Here is a 20,016-nt window from a genome sequence, read left to right on the forward strand (position 1 = left end):
ATTCTGTGCCAAAACCTCCTTCGCTACATGGGTAGCGCGGGAGGTTGGCGTATTAAGCTGGTCAAGAACTCATCAAACTATGCTATTCCCTTCTTGCTTTATATCCCAGGAAAACACCAAGTGTGGACAGTGACGATCTGCCATTTCTCTCTATGTGCTGATGGTTTCTTGTTTTATTCAGCCTGTTCTATGATGAAAGCCACCATCCGTTGACTATGCGAGTACATTGAGCAATAGGGTTAGAAACCACTTACATAACACCGCAATAACTTACATCCCGCTGCATTATCCGCACGGTCAGCCCTCCAGATCACTATTAAGGTGTAATAGTTGTATATCCATTTCTGAGGGCGGTGTATTCGGTTGTCCGTGACATGAAACCGAGTGGCCGCTATTTCGATCTTGTGAGGCTCCCGAACAGGGGCAGAAGATTCGACTGTGGGGGCCATGCCATGAAGCTGCTCCATCACTCAGTGTCTCAGCGTTTGTCCGCCAATGCTTTCCTTTGTTCGACTTCCCGCTATTGGGCCCTTGCGTTGACCTGCGCCCTGACCAGTGTGCTGATCTGGCACTCGGGTGCGGTATTGGCCGAAGGCATCAAGGTAGCGCCCGGCAGTGGCAACACAAGAATGGATCGAGCGGGTAATGGCGTGCCGGTGGTCAACGTTGCCACGCCCAATGGCAAGGGTGTTTCGCACAACACCTTCCGCGACTACAACGTGGATCGGCAGGGGCTCATTCTCAACAACGCCCGGGGCAAGGCGGCAGATACCCGGCTGGGTGGCAGGATTTCCGCTAATCTCAACCTGCGCGATCGTGCGGCGCAGCTGATCATCAATGAAGTTAACGGTGGTAGCCCCAGCCGCTTGAAGGGTTACACCGAAGTCGCCGGGCAGCGGGCCAATGTGGTGGTCGCCAACCCCTTTGGCATTACGTGCAACGGCTGCGGCTTCATCAACACGCCGCGGGCCACGTTGTCCACTGGCAAACCAGTATTCAAGGACGGCGAACTTGACCATTTTGCCGTCGATCAGGGCCAGGTCGCCATTGAAGGCATGGGGCTGGATGCCACCGAGGTCGATCGTTTCGACATCATCACTCGCGCTGCCAGGCTCAATGCCGAGGTGCATGCCAATGAGCTGAACGTGGTGGCCGGGGCCAATGATGTCGATGCCGATAGCCTGGCGACCACTCGGCGCACGGGGACTGGCGAAGCGCCTGAACTGGCGGTCGATTCCTCGGCACTGGGCGGCATGTACGCTGGCAGCATTCGGTTGGTCGGCACCGAGGCGGGTGTCGGGGTCAAGGTGGCCGGGGATATGGCGGCCAGTGCTGGGGACATTCGCATCGATGCCAATGGTCAACTGACAGTAGCCAATGCCGCCAGCACCGGGCGTGTGCTGGCCAAGGCCCGCAATGCCACCTTCGAAGGCAATGTGCATGCCGGCGAGGCGGTCGAGCTGCAGGCCAGGGATCAGCTCAAGGTGGCAGGCAGACTCACCAGCGCCGGAGACATCGACTTGCGCGCAGGGCAGCACTTGAACAATGCCGGTCAGGTAGTGGCCGGTATCGAAAATGATACTTTGCTCGCAGGTAGTGATCTGAGCATTCAGACGGATCAGCTTGATAATTCGGGGCGCCTGGGCGCGACACAGCGGCTGTCCGTACGTGCGGATCAGACTCGCAATGCGGGCCAGATGTTGGCGCAAGAGATCTTGATCGATGCTGATCAGAACCTGAGCAATCGTGAGGGGACGATCAGCTCCGACACCATCGTTATCGATGCAGGACGCATGGACAACTCGGCAGCAGGACTGGTGGCTGCGGAGAAAAATCTGGTCCTCGATGTGGCTGATACCTTGAACAATCACACCGGGCAATTGCAGGCCGAGGAGGCCATTGTCATGACTGCGGCCAGCTTGAATAACACGGCTGGCACCGTAGTCGGAGATACCCTCGCCCTGACCACCCGCCATGGGCTGGACAACGGCGAAGGGATGATCAGTGCCGATGGCGGCAATCTCCGGCTGCAGACAGACGGGCGTTTGGACAATACCGCCGGCACCATTCAAGCGCCTAACGGTGGGCTGTTTCTCTCGGCGCATCAAGTCGACAACCCGGGGGCACTCTGCAGGCCCAACGCATCATCGACATGACGGTGAGCGATAGCCTCGATAATAGCAATGCAGGCACCATTGCGGCGGACACCCTCTCTCTTGATGTTGCTGTTCTCGATAATCGTCAGGGCCTGCTTGCTGCCCAGGGCGGCATTCTGGCGGTGGACTTTTCGACCCTGCGCAATCAAGGCGGCGCCTTGCAGGGCAATGAAGTGCTTCTTTCCGGTGACACGTTGATCAACGCGGAGGAAGGGCTGATCTCCAGCCTGGATGGCAATGTGACGACGGTGCTGAGCGATACGCTTGATAACCGGGGCGGTAAGGTGGTGGCCAATGGCACGCTCGATATCGATCCGGCGTTGATCGACAACCGCAACGGAGAATTAGCCGGAAAACACGTGATGCTGGCCGCCGATCATCTCGACAACGCCCAAGGTATCATCGAGGCCAATGGCATCCTGACCGTCAGCGCTGATACGTTGCTCAACACCCTGGGCAACCTGCGCAACCTGGATAAGAGCGGCAGTGGCGACAGCCGCCTGAGTGTGGCCGATACCCTCGACAACCAGAGCGGGCGCATTGAACTAGGCAGTCAAACGGCTCACCTGGAGACTGGCACGCTACTCAACGCTCAGGGCTTGGTGACCCATGCCGGAAACGGTCTGCTGACCCTGGTTGCCGAGCGGCTCGACAATACTGATGGGTTGGTCAATGGCACCGGGCGTGGTCTCGTGATGCTGGATACTCTACTCCCAGGTGATACTGGGAAGTCCACGCTGGGTCGCTGGCATTTCAACACGGCGCTGAGTCTGGCGTTAGACCAGGCCCTGACTCTCGACTCGAATTCACGTCTCGCCAGTGCTGGCGATCTGACGTTGAAAGCGGCACGTATCGATAACGCCGGCGGGATAGCCGCCAATGGTACCTTGACGCTGACCACTGCGGGCGACATCCACAACCGGGCCGTCATCTCCACCCGGGGAGATCTCCATTTGCAGGCCCGACACCTGACCCAGGACGGCGGTCGCCTGGGCGGCCGCTTGGCCAGTGTCGGGAATGCCACGTATCGCTTGAGTGGCGACCTCGATAATCACGGACGTCTCGTCAGTGGTGGGGATCTCGATATCGCCACCGCTGACTTCAATAACCAAGGCACCCTGGGCAGCGATGGCCATTTGACGCTCGCCAGCCAGACTGCCATCGACAACGGTGCCGATACGTTGCTGTTCGCTGGAGGCGATATGTCTCTGACGGCCAAGCAGCTGTTCAATCGGTATGGGAATATCTACGTAATGGGCGATATGGCCTTTGCCCGAAATGCTCAGCACGACATGGCGGAACGTCTGGAAAACCGCTCTGGCACCATTGAGGCGGAAGGCAATCTCTCACTCAACGCCAAGGATATCCTCAATACCAAGGAGGTGTTTGCCGCTGAAACACTCCCGCTTGAGACCTCGATCGATTACACCAAGGCTCCTGTCGAATGGTTCACGACTTCTGACGTGAATATCCAGGAAATCATGCGCGACGAGGTCGTCCTTGATTCGCCGAAGGGCGTCATTGCGTCGGGCAGTAACCTGGCGCTACGGGGAGAGCGTGTCATCAACGACAGCAGCGCCATGATGGCCAATGGTGATGTGACCATTGTGGCCGACAAGGTAGAGAATACGAGCCAGGCAAGTGAAGCCAGTGCGGTGATCTCCGCAGGAGGTAGGGTCATCATTGATGCCACTGACATTCTTCAGAACGGCGAGATCCACAACAACACTCGCACTCAGCTCACAGGAGAACTAGGCAATACTGGAACGCAAGGACCGGTCTGGAGCCTCTCAGTGTCCCTCGACAGCCTGATCGATGAGGTTATTCCACGTACTGTCGAGCCGCCTGAAGTCGTGAGCCGTCGTGAGATCAATTGGCAAGAGGAACTACATCGCATGCCTTGATTGATCGTTACCAACACCGGGCCCAATAACACCGGCATTCCTCTCGACCTCGTTTGAAAATGCAGCCTGTCTCACGAACAGATCACACCACCTTGAAACTCAATTAAACCGACTGAGGCACTCAATGCCGCGGTCGGTTTGAATTCTGCTTTATCGCTTTATCGCTTTATCGCTTTATCGCTATCGAGCAGATGCGGTGTTATGTGATATCGCTTACAGAATTCCGCAATAACTTACATCTCGATGCGTTATCCGCACGGTGGGTTCTCCAGATCATTATTAAGGTGTAGGTGTACACCCATTCCTGATGGCGGTGCGTTCGGTCGCTGGTGACATGAACGTCCGAATGGTCGCTATTTCGATCCTGTGAGGCTCCCGCCCAGGGGGCAGAAACAGATTCGACTGTGGGGGCCATGCCATGAAGTTGCTCTGTCTCGCCGTGTTTCAGCATTCACCCGCTAATGCCCGCCTTTGTTCGACCACTCGCTATCGGGCCAGGACCCTTGCGTTGACCTGCGCACTGACCTGCGTACTGACCAGTGCGCTGATCTGGCCGTCAGGCGTGGTATTGGCCGAGGGCATCAAGGTTGAGCCCGGGCGCGGTAATACGTCCATGGGGCGGGCGGGCAACGGCGTGCCGGTGGTCAACGTTGCCACGCCCAATGGCAAGGGTGTTTCGCACAACACCTTCCGCGACTACAACGTGGACCGGCAAGGGGCGATTCTCAACAACGCCCGGGGCAAGGCGGCCGATACCCGGCTGGGTGGCAGGATTTCCGCTAATCCCAACCTGCGCGATCGTGCCGCGCAGTTGATCATCAATGAGGTCAACGGCGGCAGCCCCAGCCGCCTGAAGGGCTATACCGAAGTTGCGGGGCAACAGGCCAACGTGGTGGTCGCCAACCCCTTTGGCATTACGTGCAACGGCTGCGGCTTCATCAACACGCCGCGGGCCACGCTATCCACCGGCGAGCCGGTATTCAAGGATGGCGAACTCGACCATTTCGCCGTCGATCAGGGCCAGGTCGCCATTGAAGGCATGGGGCTGGATGCCTCCGAGGTGGATCGTTTCGACATCATCACTCGCGCTGCCAAGCTCAATGCCGAGGTGCATGCCAACGAGCTGAACGTGGTGGCCGGGGCCAATGATGTCGATGCCGACACCCTGGCGACCACTCGGCGCACGGGGACTGGTGAAGCGCCGGAGCTGGCGGTCGATTCATCGGCACTGGGCGGCATGTACGCTGGCAGCATTCGGTTGGTCGGCACCGAGGCGGGGGTTGGGGTCAAGGTGGCTGGGGATATGGCGGCCAGCAGCGGCGATATTCGCCTCGATGCCAATGGCCAGTTGACGCTAGCCAATGCCACCAGCACCGGTCGTGTGGTGGCCAGGGCGCGCAACGCCAACTTTGAAGGCGAGGTCAATGCCCGCGAAGCAGTGGACGTGCTGGCCCGGGAGCGGATCAAGGTGGCGGGCACGCTTTCCAGCGCTGGAGATATCAACTTGAGTGCGAGGCAGGTCCACAATTCCGGCCAGATACTGGCGCAAGAGATCAAGGTCGATGCCGATCAGTCCCTGAATAACCACGCCGGACAGCTGCAGGCGGAGGAAGCCTTTGTCATGACCGCGGCCAACCTGGATAACACGGCGGGCACCATGGCGGGGGATACCATCGACATGGTGGTGGAAAATCGCGTCGATAACCGCAAGGGGCAGATGGCCGGGAAGCGTATTGCCTTGGCCACCGGCGGCCTCAATAACACCAGGGGCCTCATCGAGGCCGATGGCGACCTGACGGTCGATGCCGATACGTTGATCAACCGCAAAGGCTTTCTGCGTAATGTGGATGAGGCGGGCAACGGTGCCAGCCATGTCATCGTGGCCGATACCCTCTACAACATGAATGGACGCCTTGGCCTGGGCAGTCCTTCGGCGTATCTGGAAGCCGGCAGGCTAGTCAACGTGAAGGGCCATGTGACCCATGCAGGAGATGGCTTGCTGACCCTGAACGCCGGGCGTCTCAACAATACTGCGGGGCGGGTGCAGGGCACCGGGCGAGGCCAGGTCACCCTGGGATCTTTCTTCGCAGAAAGCCCTGGCATGTATCCAGACCCAAACTACGGCCTGCAGTTCAACAAGGCGTTCGACCTGACGCTGGTCGATGAGCCCTTGCGGGTCGGTCGGTATGAGCGCATTGCCACTGGCGGCGATTTGACGCTGAAGGGGCCAGGTATTTTTAACGGCGGTGGAATCATCGCCAATGGCAACCTGAGGGTGATGACCCCAGGCAGCTTCGACAATGACAGCCTCATTACCGTGTTGGGTGACCTGCGTGTGCAGGCCAATGACGTGCACCAGTCAGGATCCCTGGAAAATGACGGTGATGCCCGGTATCTCCTGCGTGGAGGTTTCCACAATGAATTTGGCAGGATCTACAGCGGTGGCGATCTCGATATCGACACGACTTACCTCGATAACGAAGCATCAATAGCCAGTTGGGGAAACCTGACGATCACTAGCCGGACCGCGATCGACAATTACTCCTATGGCGGGCTGTCCTCCATGGGCAATATGACGCTGATCGCCAGGCAACTGTTCAATCAGGGTAAGGACATCCTTGCCATGGGTGACCTGACCTTCGCGGGCAATGACCAGCGAGAGATGGCCGATAGCCTGGAAAACCGCTCTGGCAATATCGAAGCGAAAGGCAACCTTTCGATCTACGCCAAGGACATTGTCAATACCCGGGATGAGTTCAGCGCTTCGAAGCAAAGGCAGGCGGTGGAGACATCGGTCGATTACACCAAGGCTCCTGCCAGCAACGGGGTCGCACTGTACGACATCCATATTCGCGAGTTCATGCGTACCAGAGTCAATGAAGACTCCCCCAGAGGAGATATTGTCTCGGAAGGTGATCTTGCCCTATATGGGAAACATGTCATCAATGATAACGGCGCTCTCTTGTCCAATGGTGATGTGACCATTGTGGCCGACAAGGTGGAGCACAAGGGGTTCGAGAGGCGGCCAAGGGTTCATGATCGCCATTATCGAGTACCGGTGGCATCGGCTCCAGGGCAAGACAACACCGAACTGATGGAGCAACTGTTGGCTTTCTGGGATGAGTATGGAGTGGTGAATAGTCGAGGTAGGCCCATCTCACCTTATGACGTTCTCGGTGAGGCGCCATACAAGGATGTTCACTCACCATGGGATGATGGAGAAGCCCCTTATTCGATGATCTCTGCACAAGGCAAGGTCACCATCGACGCTGCTGATGCTCTCCTGAATGCTGAAGTGCATGAGAACACTCACTCACGGCTCACCTTGCTGATGGGCGACCATTATCCCAACGAACCTGTTTCCCCGCTTTCCTTGTCCATCAACCGCTTGATAAATGGCGTTAATTCGCATGCTGCCGAGCCTGATGGGCTGTTGCCTGTAGTGAGTGAGGGGGGGGAGAGTGAGTCAGTGAGAGAGCGAGCTAGCGTATGATTTAATGAAATTGGAATGGAAACAAAACCTTAACCATTGGCGGGATAGGATTGCCCTGAGTGCAGGATATTTTTTAAAAATGTATCTAGTATTAGGTTTTTAGAATGCTGGCGTAGATGACGGAAACCGAATGGTTATCACCAGAGGCTTCTGTCAACTTTTGTCACATTCCCTTTCAATAAATCTAATGTTGGGATGCTTCCGATAGAACAATATGTCCCATGTGGCAATGCGTAAATCAAATAAAAAAACTTACACAAAAGCCACGATATCTCAAAAAGGGGTTACAAATGGTTAAGGGGATCAGCGTTGCTGTAGGTACTGGTGCTTTGGTTGCATCAGGATTGGCTCAGGCCGAAATCGGGCTGAGTGCCGGTGATTTGGTTCAAGCGATTCAGTCGCCTTACGAGACTGAATTTTCTATCGATGGAAGTCAGGCTCACCTCGCTTTCTATTCAGCTGCCAGGGCTCGCCCTGTGTCGTTCAGCTGGGATGGAGAGGTCCTCGACCTGCTGACATCGAATAGCTTTGTGACGATGATCAATGGGCGCCAGATGACGATTGTGCTTCCTGAAGCAGGAAGCCTGCTTGAGCTTGGCACGAATGCTCCCGTTACCATCATTGATGAGGACGGTAATGTCATCGTCAACAATCGTTCGCTGAATACACTGACGTATGATGAGTCTGCTGCTCTGGCGGGCGAGCTGGGCTTGCTTGATGTGGACCGCCTGCTTCGCAGTGCGCAAGTGCAGGCAATGGGACAGGTATTCAGCCCTGTCACGAACCAGATAGATCTAGCGATGTACCCGTCCTATAGAGGGAACTATAGTCGCAAAAATGGCGTCAATGTCTGGACATCTGTTCAGGGGGGAAGCATCGAAGGCAATGCTGTCAGCTCTGACTACGATGGTGACAGCAAGAGTGCCGTTCTTGGAGTCGACTACAAGCATGACAACCTTCTCGTAGGTATTGCTGCCGGCAACCAAGAGCTAGACCTGGAAAGCGACTACGATGGTCGTTTCAACTTCGGTGGTGAGCTGGTGGCACCATATGGTGCGGTATCCTTTTTTGATGACGCCCTGGTATTCGATGCCGTACTGCTCTACCAGAATATAGAAGGCTCCCAACGTAATGCTTATCTGTTGGAACCCATCGATCTTGATGGTGAGCGTTGGGGGGGCCAGGCGTCCGGTACACTTTACCTGCCACAGTATAATAAATCCTTCAGGGCGGGGCTCACGATCGGTGGCTCCTATCTGAATGATGAGGTGGATGGTCGCTATCTCGACAGCAAGACCGATGACTTTGGCCTCGAGATCGGTGAAGCCTTCGGTGGCCTCAAGTTCGGCTGGGATCTCGACGATGGCCGTGTGTATGGCAACCTCATCTACCACCGCGACATTTCCGATAAGTTCGATGATGACATCGACTATCTCGACAATGGTGACGAGGATGGCTGGACGGTGCTGGAGATTGGCGCCGCACATCAGCTTGGCCGTAACATGGACTTCAATATCGGTGGAAGAACCACGCTGGGCAGCGATGACGTCGAATACCGTTCTCTCTACGCCAGCCTGAACTATAGGTTCTGAACTATAGGTTCTGATCTCTAGATTCTGATCCGTTGAAAGCCCCGATAGCGCAAGCCGCGTCATTGCTTGCGACACTTGAAGCGTGTTCGGGCAATCAAAGCTGCCGATACTGGCATACGCCAGTATCGGCAGCGTCACATGGTGACAATCAAAAAGCGCTATCAGCGCCAGTCAGGCCCAGCAAATGCTGGTGAGCCAAGATCCCGGGCTCGAGGGATGTCGGGTGGAGCGTCAAATTACTTGGCGGCTGTCAGGTGCACGCCATCCACCACCATGTGCCAGGTACCTGCGACCTCGTGGGGCGGTACGCTGACATCGAAGGTCGTGGAAAATGGGCCAATGCCGACCACGAAATCGTCTCCCTGAAACTCTTTGAGGGGACCCTCGATAGACGTGCTACCGCCGTTCTTCAAGCGCTCATAAGATACCGACCCGTCCGCCAGGATCAGAAGTCTCATCTCGCTGCTTTGCCAGTCACCCGCATAGTTCATCCTGTCTTCGGGCAAAGGTTTGCTGCAGGCCGTCAACAGTAGGCAGAGCAGTAGCAATATTCCGATTTTCTTCAGCATGATCAATTCCCTATGTTCCCGCGTCTGCTGTCCATTGTGTGTGGCAATCCATTGTGTGTAGCAATCCATCGTGGTTGCGATCCATCGTGTGTTGCCTGCCTATTATTCATTAACTCTCAGTGCCCGATCCAGAAAGGGACATGCGAGACCAGGGGTAAATAGACCCAGGACATAATTCACCGCACTGTCATGGCGCCTTCATGTAAGACGTTTCTAATACGCTTTGGGAGTCTTAACTCCTGTCTGATGTTCCTTTTGAGTTCGCATGCTGCTGTGCGCTGAGAACTCACGTCTAAGTCGCAGAAAACCGAAAGCGACGTCCTCTGCGATTTCGGCAGTTTCAGCAGTGCCTCAAGCCTGTGTGTTACACAAAGTCCCCATGGGAAGGATCAAGCCATGTCTGTCAAAGCGGTCAGTGGCAGTGATGCCACTTCATCGGAGAGTTCTGATAGCGTCAGTGCGTGGGAAGAGGCCGTCAATGAGGCCAAGCAAGCCGGTATTCAATGGGAGTTGCCGGACAACGACAAGCGCTCGGCCCAGGATGTCATTGACGACTCTCCACTGCTGAAGAACCTCGGCAATCAGAGTGGCGTCAAGGACATGCTGGAAGAGCGGGTCGGTGATATCGATCAGGATGCCGATGCGGCTTATAGGGCGGCCCAGGTGCTTGAGCATGTCGAGAAGTTCGACGAGGAAGGCAAGCGGCTGGCAAGCAATGACATCGGCAACGAGCGCATAGACGGTTTCACCAGCAGTGGCGAGGCCCGGCACGGCACGGAGGCTGGGCGCCTTCAGGACTTCGGCAAGTACGGCTTCTCCAATCTCCAGGGTGAACTTAACCATATCGAGACGGCAGGTGAAGACGATAAAGCGCGTGAAGAGGCCGAGGCGCTGGGAATCCAGTGGGAGCGTCCGGATGGCGATGACCGCTCAGCCGAAGACATCATCAATGACAATCCGCTGCTGAAGGACTTGGGCAACCAGAGCGGCGTCAAGGACATGCTGAAAGAACGAGTCGGTGATTTCGAAGAGGATGCTGACGCCGCGTACCGAGCGGCCCAGGTCCTGGAGCATATCGAATCCTTCGACGAGGACGGCAAGCGACAGGCAAGCAATGACGTCGGTAATGGCAGCATCGATGGCTTTACCAGCAGCGATGAAGCCAGGCATGGCACAGAAGCAGGACGCCTTCAGGATTTCGGCAAGCATGGTTTCTCCTCGCTCAAGGGGGAGCTTGTCTCCCCGGATACCGTGGGTGACAACAAGGAGCTTCGCGAGCAGGCCGAGAGCGCTGGTATCCAGTGGGAATTGCCGGATGACGACAAGCGTTCAGCCCAGGACATCATCGATGATTCTCCTCTTTTGAAGAATCTGGGTAACCAGAGCGGAATCAAGGACATGCTGAAGGAGCGGGTCGGTGATTTCGAGCATGATGCCGACGCTGCCTACCGCGCGAGCCAGGTGCTTGACCGCATCACCATGTATGACGAGGAAGGCAATTCCCTGTCGGGCGGTGATGTTGCCAACAGCAGCATTGATGGCTTCACCAGCAGCGATGAAGCCAGGAATGGTACGGAGGCAGGACGCCTTCAGGACTTCGGCAAGTACGGCTTCGAGGCCCTCCAGGACGTGAAGCCGACGGACGAGATCGGTAGCTACCAGGATTTCCTCGATGCCAATCCAGACGCTGACGATGTCTCGAAGACTCTGGCCAAGTACACCGCCATCATCGAAGAGAATTACGACGCTATCAGAGGGAAGACTGAATCAGGCAAATATCTGACTGCGGAAGCGCTCAAGCAGTACCGGGACGAGAATCCGCAGATCAGCGATGACTTCAAGGAAGCGCTGGATTTCTGGTCGAAGCCGGGGGCATTCGACCTTCTAGAAACCTCGAAATCTCCGCTGCGCCAGAAAACCGACGGCGACCTCAGCAAGAATGACTTGAGCAACTGGCTGGGGACGCACGCGCCGAAGGATGCTGGCTCGGCGATCACCTACCTGACGGAAGTGATCAACGCCAACGCGGTGGGGGACGTTGATACCGACAAGCTGAGCGGAGATCTGTTCGAGAATCCGCAAGATTACTCTGCCGAAGAGAAGGCCGCTGCGCTCCAGGATCTTTTGACCGCACAGAAGCTGATCACCGAAGGCGCCGCTGCAGGCATGTGGAAGGATGACTATTCCAAGGTCAGTATTGCCAACAGCGTGCGCGGCCATCCTGATCCCGAGAAGCTGCTCCAGGACGTCAATGACCATATCGCAATCCTGGAGAAAGACACCGAGGTCATGGAGTACCTGGAGGAAAGCAGCACCAGTCAGATAAGCCAGTTGTTTGAAGACAACAAGGCGCTGGGCGAGGCCCTGGAGACCACCTACGACGAGGATATCAAGTCCGGTGAGGCGCTGGATCTCCTGTGGGATAGCAAAATGAAGGATGGCAAGACCGACCAGCAGGCGGTGCTTGCCGAATTCTTCGGGGCGGCGCAAATGTTCCAGAGTGCGCTGGGCATCGATGATATCGGCGAAATCCAGGACGCCGTCAAGGGCTCCAAGCATAATGAAGAGCTGGAAACGTTCTACGAAGAATCACTGGCTTCAGGTGAACGACTCAAGGAGCTGCTCAAGGACAACTCGTTCGAGGAGGCCGCGAGTGCATTCAGCGCAGAAGTATCACTCTACAATGCTGCGCTCGACCCTGATTTCACCGAGAAATTCGATACTGAGCTGAACGACAACTTCTCCGAGATCGTCCAGGAAAATGCCTTTCAGGATGCTTCGTTCGATGACCTGAAGGAGGTGTTCGGCGTCGATGGCGGTGATGAGCTGGATGAGGAAAAGGTCAGGGACATCATCGATCAGGTCAAGGAGGAGAACCCCGAGTTCTTCACCAACCCTGATGGCACCGTTGCGACGTCCGATCAGATCGTGGCAGGTATCCGAGGCGACTGGGATGTGCTGCGCCAAGGTACAAAATCGCTCAGTGAGCTTTCGCTCCTCAACCCCGGCTCCGGGGCGAAAGCTGCTGCTGATGCTGGTGTTCTGCATGGTGTCAGTGGCCTGTTCCTGGCCGGTGTCACGATTGCCAAGGGCGTCAATGGTGCAGGCAATCTGACCGACCGCCAGATCGTCGATATCACGACCGGCTCGGTCATGACTGCGACGCTCATGACCGAAGGTGGCATGAAGAACCTTCAGGGATATATGAAGGGCATCAGCGGCCTGGAGATAGATGATCTAGCCAAGACGATATCGTCCGGCCTGAAGAAGTTTGAAAATGCGGCCAAGGGGCTTGGCGGTATCGCCGGTGTGGCGGCTGGCGCCTATGCGATCTTCGATGGTGTCGAGTCGATTCGCAAGGGCGACAAGGTCGGTGGTGGCATCAGCATCACGGCAGGCTCTCTGGGCGCCATGGCGGGCTTGGCCTCTGCCGTTGAAGGCGGACTGGGCATGTTCGCTCCATCTTTGCTGCAGAGAATTCCCTTAGGGGCGATCGCGGGGGGGCTCGGGGCGCTTGCGGCCGGTGCTGTTGCTGTCGCGTTACTGATTCCGGGCCTGATTGAAGAGGGCAAACAACAGGCAAAAGCCGACGACTTCGGAGAAGTACTGAGTGATTACTTGACGAAGTATGGCGTTGATGGCGTCAAGGACGGCGACTACTGGGATATCCCCGAGGAAGACTGGCCTGGGTATGACGATGGACCAACGATAGGGTCCTGATCCGAAATATCAGCCAGATACCGGTGTCTGCCGAGACACCGGTATCTGGCTATTTAGTGCAGCATGCAGAAAGCCCCTTGCTTGAGGACTTTGGTTTCACGGTTCCTTATGAATCGTATGGATAATGTTCAGCATGAGGCTGATAGGAATTCTGACGAAAACAATGTTACAAAAAATAAAAAATAAAAATCCATCAGGGCTACATAGAACAATATTGTCAGCACCTTGAAACAAAATACACATATAAGCACTACGTTTTTGTGCGTATAACCTGACATGTGATGGTGTGGAAGTTTTCATCACCACCTACTGCTCCTTGACCTCACATAGAAGATTATTCGCAGGGGAACGAACAATGAAAGCAGATATCGACCTCATGGAAGTGAATGGCTACACCATCTATGTGGAGAAGCATTTTAAAAAAGAAAACAAAAAGACTGCGATAATGGTAAATGGCGCTCTTTCAACAACCACATCATTCAGAAATTGCGTCAAGCATCTCGGGAATTCATTGAATTTTATCCTATTTGATCTTCCTTTCACGGGAGGGTCAAAGAAGCACAATGAAGGCAGCTACATTCTTACCAAGGAGGAAGAAGTCAGCATACTGCTGTTTCTTATCGAGCATTATCGTCCGCACTTTCTTGTATCTGTCTCCTGGGGAGGGTATGCAGCCTTGATGGCGTTGGCGCACCAGCCCCCCTCAATAGAAAAAGCCGCAATAGCTTCATTTGCCACTCATCTGAATGGCCCGATGAAAGAATACCTGCTACGCGCAAAGCACCTTGCCGATGACAAGAAATTCGAGGATGTCGCTATCCTGATGAACAATGAAGTAGGAAAGTATCTTCCAAGAATAATAAAGTATATAAACAAGAAACATATTTCAACACTGGATCAAAGAGAGTACAACCAGGCATATTTTCACATCAACCAGGTGCTTGAAGCAGGAACTGTAGATTACAGCGATATCTGGAGTAATATTAATACTCCTGTCGTGTTTATCAATGGTGAAAAAGATGAGCATACTCCGCCAAGCTCGGCGCGAAGACTGGAAAATTCCATCTCAAGCTGCGAATTCAAGGTAATAAAAGAAGCTGGCCATTTTCTGGATATAGAAAATCGAGTGGCACACAATAACCTCATGTCAACATTGAGAGAGGTTTTTGCGATAGCTTGAGGTAGATCCCTTGAAGTAGGACTCCAGAGGTAAAAGTACCGGACGATGGCACCGCCGGTGCCATCGGTACCTGTACGGCAGGATGTACTGCAGACATAGAAATAGAAACAAGAACAGGACAGGAGAGGAAGAGGAAGAGGAGAGAGAACGGGTAGGTTGTTCAGCCTGGTTTCAGGTTCTCGGCCATACTTGGGACAGTAATGAAGGTAAACGGTGAAATCGAGCTGGTGACAGCGAGAGGGGCGGTTCCATGACGCAACATCATCATATGCGTGGTCAGAACCACAAGACGACAGCGTCTCAGTACACATGCCCGATGCATCCCGAGGTTATCTCAGACAAGCCGGGCGACTGTCCTGAATGTGGTATGCACCTTGTTCCCATGGAAGATGCTGATTCTCAGGGGCATGACCATCATGTTCCTCCCGCTGCTGGCGCTAAGTACGACAAGGTTCCGGCTGGACATGTCGGTGCTGTTTACACCTGCCCCATGCACCCTGAGGTACGGCAGACCACAGCGGGGGCCTGTCCATTGTGTGGCATGGGGCTGGAGCTGGAATCCGCAACAGCCGGTGACGAGGGCCCCAATCCCGAACTGGTCGACTTCACCCGGCGTTTCTGGGTTGCTGCGGTGCTCACGGTGCCACTGCTGATACTGACGATGTCCCCCTTGCTGGGCATCATGGCGATTCGCGATTTCTTCGGTGAACGTAATGCGATGTGGGTCGAACTGGTGCTGAGCACGCCGGTCATCCTGTGGTCCGGCTGGCCATTTCTCGAGCGTGCCTGGCATTCCTTCCGCACCTGGAACCTCAACATGTTCAGCCTGATCGGCATGGGGGTTGGGGCGGCCTATCTGTTCTCCATCGTCGCACTGCTGGCACCGGGCATCTTTCCCGAAGGGTTTCGCCGCGAAGATGGTAGCGTCGGGGTGTATTTCGAGGCAGCAGCGGTGATTGTGACTCTGGTGTTGCTGGGGCAGGTCATGGAACTGCGCGCACGCGAAGGTACCGGCCAGGCGATTCGGGCACTACTCGACATGGCCGCCAAGACGGCCCGATTGATTCGGCCTGATGGCAAGGAAGAGGAGGTGCCGCTGGAAAACGTGCAGGTGGGGGATCATCTGCGAGTACGGCCTGGCGACAAGATTCCAGTGGATGGTGTGGTTCTCGAAGGGCGCTCCTCGATCGACGAATCGATGATCACAGGCGAACCCGTGCCGGTGGAAAAAGTGGCAGGCGACAAGGTCACCGGAGCCACGATCAACGGTACGGGGAGTCTGATCATGGAGGCGACCCACATTGGCGCCGATACCATGCTCAGCCAGATCGTCGAGATGGTGGCGAATGCCCAACGCTCGCGTGCACCGATTCAAAAGTTTGCCGACAAGGTGGCTGGCAAGTTCGTTCCTGCGGTCATCGGTATCGCGGTGTTGTCCTTCATTGCCTGGGCGATCTGGGGACCGACACCGGCGCTATCCTACGCGCTGGTATCGGCGGTGGCAGTGCTGATCATCGCTTGCCCCTGTGCCCTGGGGCTCGCCACTCCGCTGTCGATCATGACGGCCACCGGACGTGGTGCACAATTGGGCGTTCTGATCAAGAATGCCGAGGCGCTGGAGCGCTTTTCCAAGGTCGACACGCTGATGTTCGACAAGACGGGCACACTGACGGAAGGCAAGCCGAAGCTGGTGGCCGTCCTGCCGGAAAATGGGCATGACGAAGCCGAGGTGCTGCGCCTGGCAGCCAGTCTGGAAAAGGGCTCGGAGCATCCGCTGGCCGAGGCCATTGTCAACGGCGCCGAGGAACGTGGTGTAGGCCTTGCCGATGCCTCGGACTTCGAGGCCGTGACCGGCAAAGGTGTCAAAGGTGTTGTGGATGGCAGGGCCGTCGCGCTGGGTAATGCCAAGTTGCTGGAGGAACTGGGCATTGCCGGAGGCCATGTCTCCGAGACGGCGAACGCACGTCGTGATGAGGGGGAAACGGTGATGTTCGTGGTCCTCGATGGCCAGGTAGCGGGCCTGGTCAGTGTGGCCGATCCGGTCAAGGCCACCACGCCGGATGCCCTGAAGGCGCTACACCAGCTGGGATTTCGCATCATCATGGCTACCGGTGATAACGAGCGTACAGCCAAGGCCGTAGCCGGGCGACTGGGCATCGACGAGATTCGCGCCGATGTATTGCCTGAGGACAAGGCTCGTATCATCCAGGAGCTGCAGGGCGAGGGTCGCAAGGTAGCCATGGCGGGCGATGGGGTGAACGATGCCCCTGCACTGGCCCAGGCCGATGTCGGCATTGCCATGGGCACGGGTGCCGATGTGGCCATCGAAAGCGCTGGCTTTACCCTGGTCAAGGGTGATCTCGATGGTGTTGTTCGCGCCCGTAAGCTGGCACTGGCCACCATGCGCAACATTAAGCAGAACCTGTTCTTCGCGCTGATCTACAACGGTGTCGGCGTACCCGTTGCCGCAGGGGTTCTCTACCCCTTCCTCGGCATCCTGATCGGGCCGATGTTTGCCGCTTTCGCCATGAGTGCGTCTTCGCTGTCGGTGGTCTTGAATGCACTACGTCTGCGCCGGACGAGAATCTGATGGGGCCGCACTGAAGAGGAAGATTCACGCAAGGGTCTCACTGATGCATTGCAACAGGGTTTGTTGTATGATTTCGGCCTTTCGCTTCTCAATGGCCTGCGACTATCGTCGAAAGTGGCCGTCATGACAGGGAACGGCATTTCATGACCATTCTCACAGCAGGGCTGATGACTCCACCCTAGCGCTCGCTTGTCCAGCTCTTGTCGCCTTCATGCAGGTGACATGGCTGACCCTCATCATGCGCTGAGCCATTGGCTCAGCGTACGTCGTTCCGATCCTGCAAGTCCTTAGGTGTCATTCATGCGTGCTGTCGCCTGTGCGGCAACGCGGGAACATGTCTGTGCTTGTGAGCGGAGCGACATTGACGACAACTCCAACCTCTACTGCCCATCTCTAGGAAGTAGCATGTACGAAAAAATGAAATTGAGTTGGTTTTCCAACCTCAAAGGCGACATTCTGGCCGGTCTTGTCGTGGCAATGGCCCTGATTCCTGAGGCGATTGCCTTTTCGATCATTGCTGGCGTTGACCCTAAAGTGGGTCTTTATGCTTCCTTCGCCATCTGTGTGATCATGGCGTTTGCCGGTGGGCGATCTGGCATGATCTCCGCGGCTACCGGTGCCATGGCGCTGGTGATGGTTACCCTGGTCAAGGATCATGGGCTCCAATACCTGTTGGCAGCCACATTGCTTACCGGGGTGCTGCAGATCATTGCGGGTTACTTGCGCCTGGCCGATCTGATGCGCTTTGTCTCGCGCTCGGTCGTGACGGGCTTCGTCAATGCGCTGGCGATCCTGATCTTCATGGCGCAATTGCCAGAGCTCACCAACGTGACCTGGCATGTCTATGCCATGACCGCCGCAGGCCTGGCGATCATCTATCTGTTCCCCTATATACCGCTCATCGGCAAGACCTTGCCTTCGCCCTTGGTGTGCATCGTCGTGCTCACCATCGTCTACATGACCTCTGGCATGGATATCCGCACGGTAGGAGACATGGGGCAGTTGCCGGATAGTCTGCCGGTGTTCCTGTGGCCGCAAGTCCCGCTCAACCTCGAGACACTGATGATCATCCTGCCGTATTCGGTGATGCTTGCGGTAGTGGGCCTGCTGGAATCGATGATGACGGCCACCATCATTGACGACCTGACGGACACCAAGAGCAACAAGAACCGTGAATGCAAGGGGCAAGGCCTTGCCAATATTGGCGCAGGCCTGATTGGTGGTATGGCAGGCTGTGCCATGATCGGTCAGTCGGTGATCAACATTAAGTCGGGTGGACGCCGTCGTCTGTCCACGTTGATTGCAGGGGTTGGCCTACTGATACTGGTGGTGTTCCTGTCCGACTGGGTTTCCCAGATTCCCATGGCGGCTTTGGTCGCTGTCATGATCATGGTGTCCATCGGTACCTTCAGCTGGAGCTCTATCCGCGACCTCAAGAAACACCCGATGAGCACCAATCTGGTCATGGTGGCTACCGTGATAGTGACCGTGGCCACGCATAACCTGGCCATCGGGGTCTTTGTCGGGGTGCTGTTGGCTGCCATGTTCTTTGCCAACAAGGTGGGCAATATCCTCTACATTGGCAGTGAAGAAGTCGATGGAGGCAGCCGACGGGTCTACAAGGTAGTGGGGCAGGTGTTTTTCGCTTCCTCCGAGCGCTTTGGCAATGCCTTTGACTTCAAGGAGAGCATCGAGAAAGTGACCATCGACCTCTCCCGGGCGCACTTCTGGGATATCACCGCTGTACAGGCCCTGGATCGCGCTGTGATCAAGTTCCGCCGCGAGGGTACCGAAGTGGAGATGATCGGCCTCAATGAAGCCAGTGCCACTATCGTTGACCGCTATGCCATCCATGATGATCCGGTAGCGGTAGAGAAACTGATGGGCGGCCACTGAGCTGCCCGTAGCACATCCTTGGTGATTTGAATCTTCTCGCCCGGGGTGCATGAGGCTTGACCTCATCGCCCGGGGCAGTTCGACACTGGCCTGCGGAGTGTCGTCGCCGTACTCTGGTCGTCATACCTGAACTTGTTGATAAGGAGACAGCATCATGTCCAGCAAGATTTACTGTATTGCCAGCTTCAAGCCTAAGCCCGGCAAGGGGGAAGCCGTTTTCCGCGCGCTTCAGGGCTTGGAACCCAATGCTCATCGTGAAGATGGCTGCCTGCAGTACACCGTGACCCGGCATATTGATCACCCCAATGCCCAGGGCGCCAGTTATCCCATTGTGTTCCACGAGGTCTGGGCAAGTCGTGAAGCCTTCGAAGCTCACTGCAACCGTCAGGAGATCAAGGCATTCTTCGAGGCCCACGTCGAGGCTGAAGATGGCGACATCGAGTATGCCAACGTCTGTGTGTATACCGACGAGCCCCTCGACTACGACGCCCCCAGGTTCTGATATATCAAGCTCTGATATATCAAGCTCTGATATATCAAGTTCTGAGATATCAGCTTCCAAGGCATCAAGCCGATATTATCGGATGCTGGCGCGGGCCAAGTGGTCAGGCTCGTGCCAGTCTAGAAACCGGCAGTGCTTGTTCTCGCAGCACGTGTTCTAGCAGCACCTCATCTCGCGTGTTCTTACCTCGCATGCCCTTATCTCGCATGCCACTATCTCGCATGCCACTATGACCGTCATCTGGAGCAGTGATCGGAACGTCATGACGTATCAAGCGTCAGACCACATACTCGAGAGATCCCACGTGATTGCACATTTCTCGAACGTTGTTCCGTTAGACTGCGAATCTGTTTAGCATGAGTTACACATGGCCGGGCCGGTCGTTGTACCGTCGCCTTCGCTGCCGTCAAAGGA

At 55.9% G+C, this 20,016-nt stretch carries 10 protein-coding genes; 9 read left to right on the forward strand and 1 reads right to left on the reverse strand.

Annotated features, from left to right (window positions below; all coding sequences use genetic code 11):
- Nucleotides 1-452 precede the first annotated feature (452 nt).
- The 4 genes from E4T21_RS04610 (at nucleotide 453) to E4T21_RS04625 (ending at nucleotide 9,145) form a co-directional block, all read left to right on the forward strand.
- Complete coding sequence (locus E4T21_RS04610; protein WP_187775111.1) at nucleotides 453-2,156, forward strand: filamentous hemagglutinin N-terminal domain-containing protein; 1,704 nt, start codon at nucleotides 453-455, stop codon at nucleotides 2,154-2,156.
- On the forward strand, nucleotides 2,153-4,060 hold the full coding sequence (locus E4T21_RS04615) for a hypothetical protein (protein ID WP_149283919.1): 1,908 nt from the start codon (nucleotides 2,153-2,155) through the stop codon (nucleotides 4,058-4,060). Before E4T21_RS04610 ends, E4T21_RS04615 begins: the two co-directional genes overlap by 4 nt.
- Nucleotides 4,061-4,478: 418 nt before the next feature.
- Nucleotides 4,479-7,553: a filamentous hemagglutinin N-terminal domain-containing protein gene (locus E4T21_RS04620; RefSeq protein ID WP_149283920.1), complete on the forward strand. Its 3,075-nt coding sequence runs from the start codon at nucleotides 4,479-4,481 to the stop codon at nucleotides 7,551-7,553.
- A 290-nt stretch (nucleotides 7,554-7,843) separates the two neighbouring features.
- Nucleotides 7,844-9,145, forward strand: coding sequence for an autotransporter outer membrane beta-barrel domain-containing protein (locus E4T21_RS04625; RefSeq protein WP_149283921.1), 1,302 nt, complete (start codon nucleotides 7,844-7,846; stop codon nucleotides 9,143-9,145).
- A gap of 236 nt (nucleotides 9,146-9,381) precedes the next feature.
- On the opposite strand, the gene E4T21_RS04630 is transcribed toward E4T21_RS04625, so the two are convergent.
- Nucleotides 9,382-9,714 (reverse strand): hypothetical protein, encoded by a 333-nt coding sequence (locus E4T21_RS04630; protein ID WP_149283922.1) that lies wholly within the window; start codon nucleotides 9,712-9,714, stop codon nucleotides 9,382-9,384.
- A gap of 396 nt (nucleotides 9,715-10,110) precedes the next feature.
- Between E4T21_RS04630 and E4T21_RS04635 the strand changes: the two genes are divergently transcribed.
- From E4T21_RS04635 to E4T21_RS04655, 5 genes are all read left to right on the forward strand, one after another.
- The gene (locus E4T21_RS04635) at nucleotides 10,111-13,434 is read left to right on the forward strand and encodes a type III effector HrpK domain-containing protein (protein WP_149283923.1); all 3,324 of its coding nucleotides are present in this window, start codon (nucleotides 10,111-10,113) and stop codon (nucleotides 13,432-13,434) included.
- Nucleotides 13,435-13,789: 355 nt separating this feature from the next.
- Nucleotides 13,790-14,614, forward strand: coding sequence for an alpha/beta fold hydrolase (locus tag E4T21_RS04640; RefSeq protein ID WP_149283924.1), 825 nt, complete (start codon nucleotides 13,790-13,792; stop codon nucleotides 14,612-14,614).
- Between the two features lie 250 nt (nucleotides 14,615-14,864).
- Complete coding sequence (locus E4T21_RS04645; RefSeq protein ID WP_240349291.1) at nucleotides 14,865-17,204, forward strand: copper-transporting P-type ATPase; 2,340 nt, start codon at nucleotides 14,865-14,867, stop codon at nucleotides 17,202-17,204.
- A 405-nt stretch (nucleotides 17,205-17,609) separates the two neighbouring features.
- Nucleotides 17,610-19,100: a SulP family inorganic anion transporter gene (locus tag E4T21_RS04650; protein WP_149283925.1), complete on the forward strand. Its 1,491-nt coding sequence runs from the start codon at nucleotides 17,610-17,612 to the stop codon at nucleotides 19,098-19,100.
- Nucleotides 19,101-19,254: 154 nt separating this feature from the next.
- Nucleotides 19,255-19,602, forward strand: coding sequence for a putative quinol monooxygenase (locus E4T21_RS04655; RefSeq protein WP_149283926.1), 348 nt, complete (start codon nucleotides 19,255-19,257; stop codon nucleotides 19,600-19,602).
- Nucleotides 19,603-20,016 lie beyond the last annotated feature (414 nt).

This window comes from Halomonas binhaiensis (genome assembly GCF_008329985.2).
GTDB lineage: Bacteria > Pseudomonadota > Gammaproteobacteria > Pseudomonadales > Halomonadaceae > Halomonas > Halomonas binhaiensis.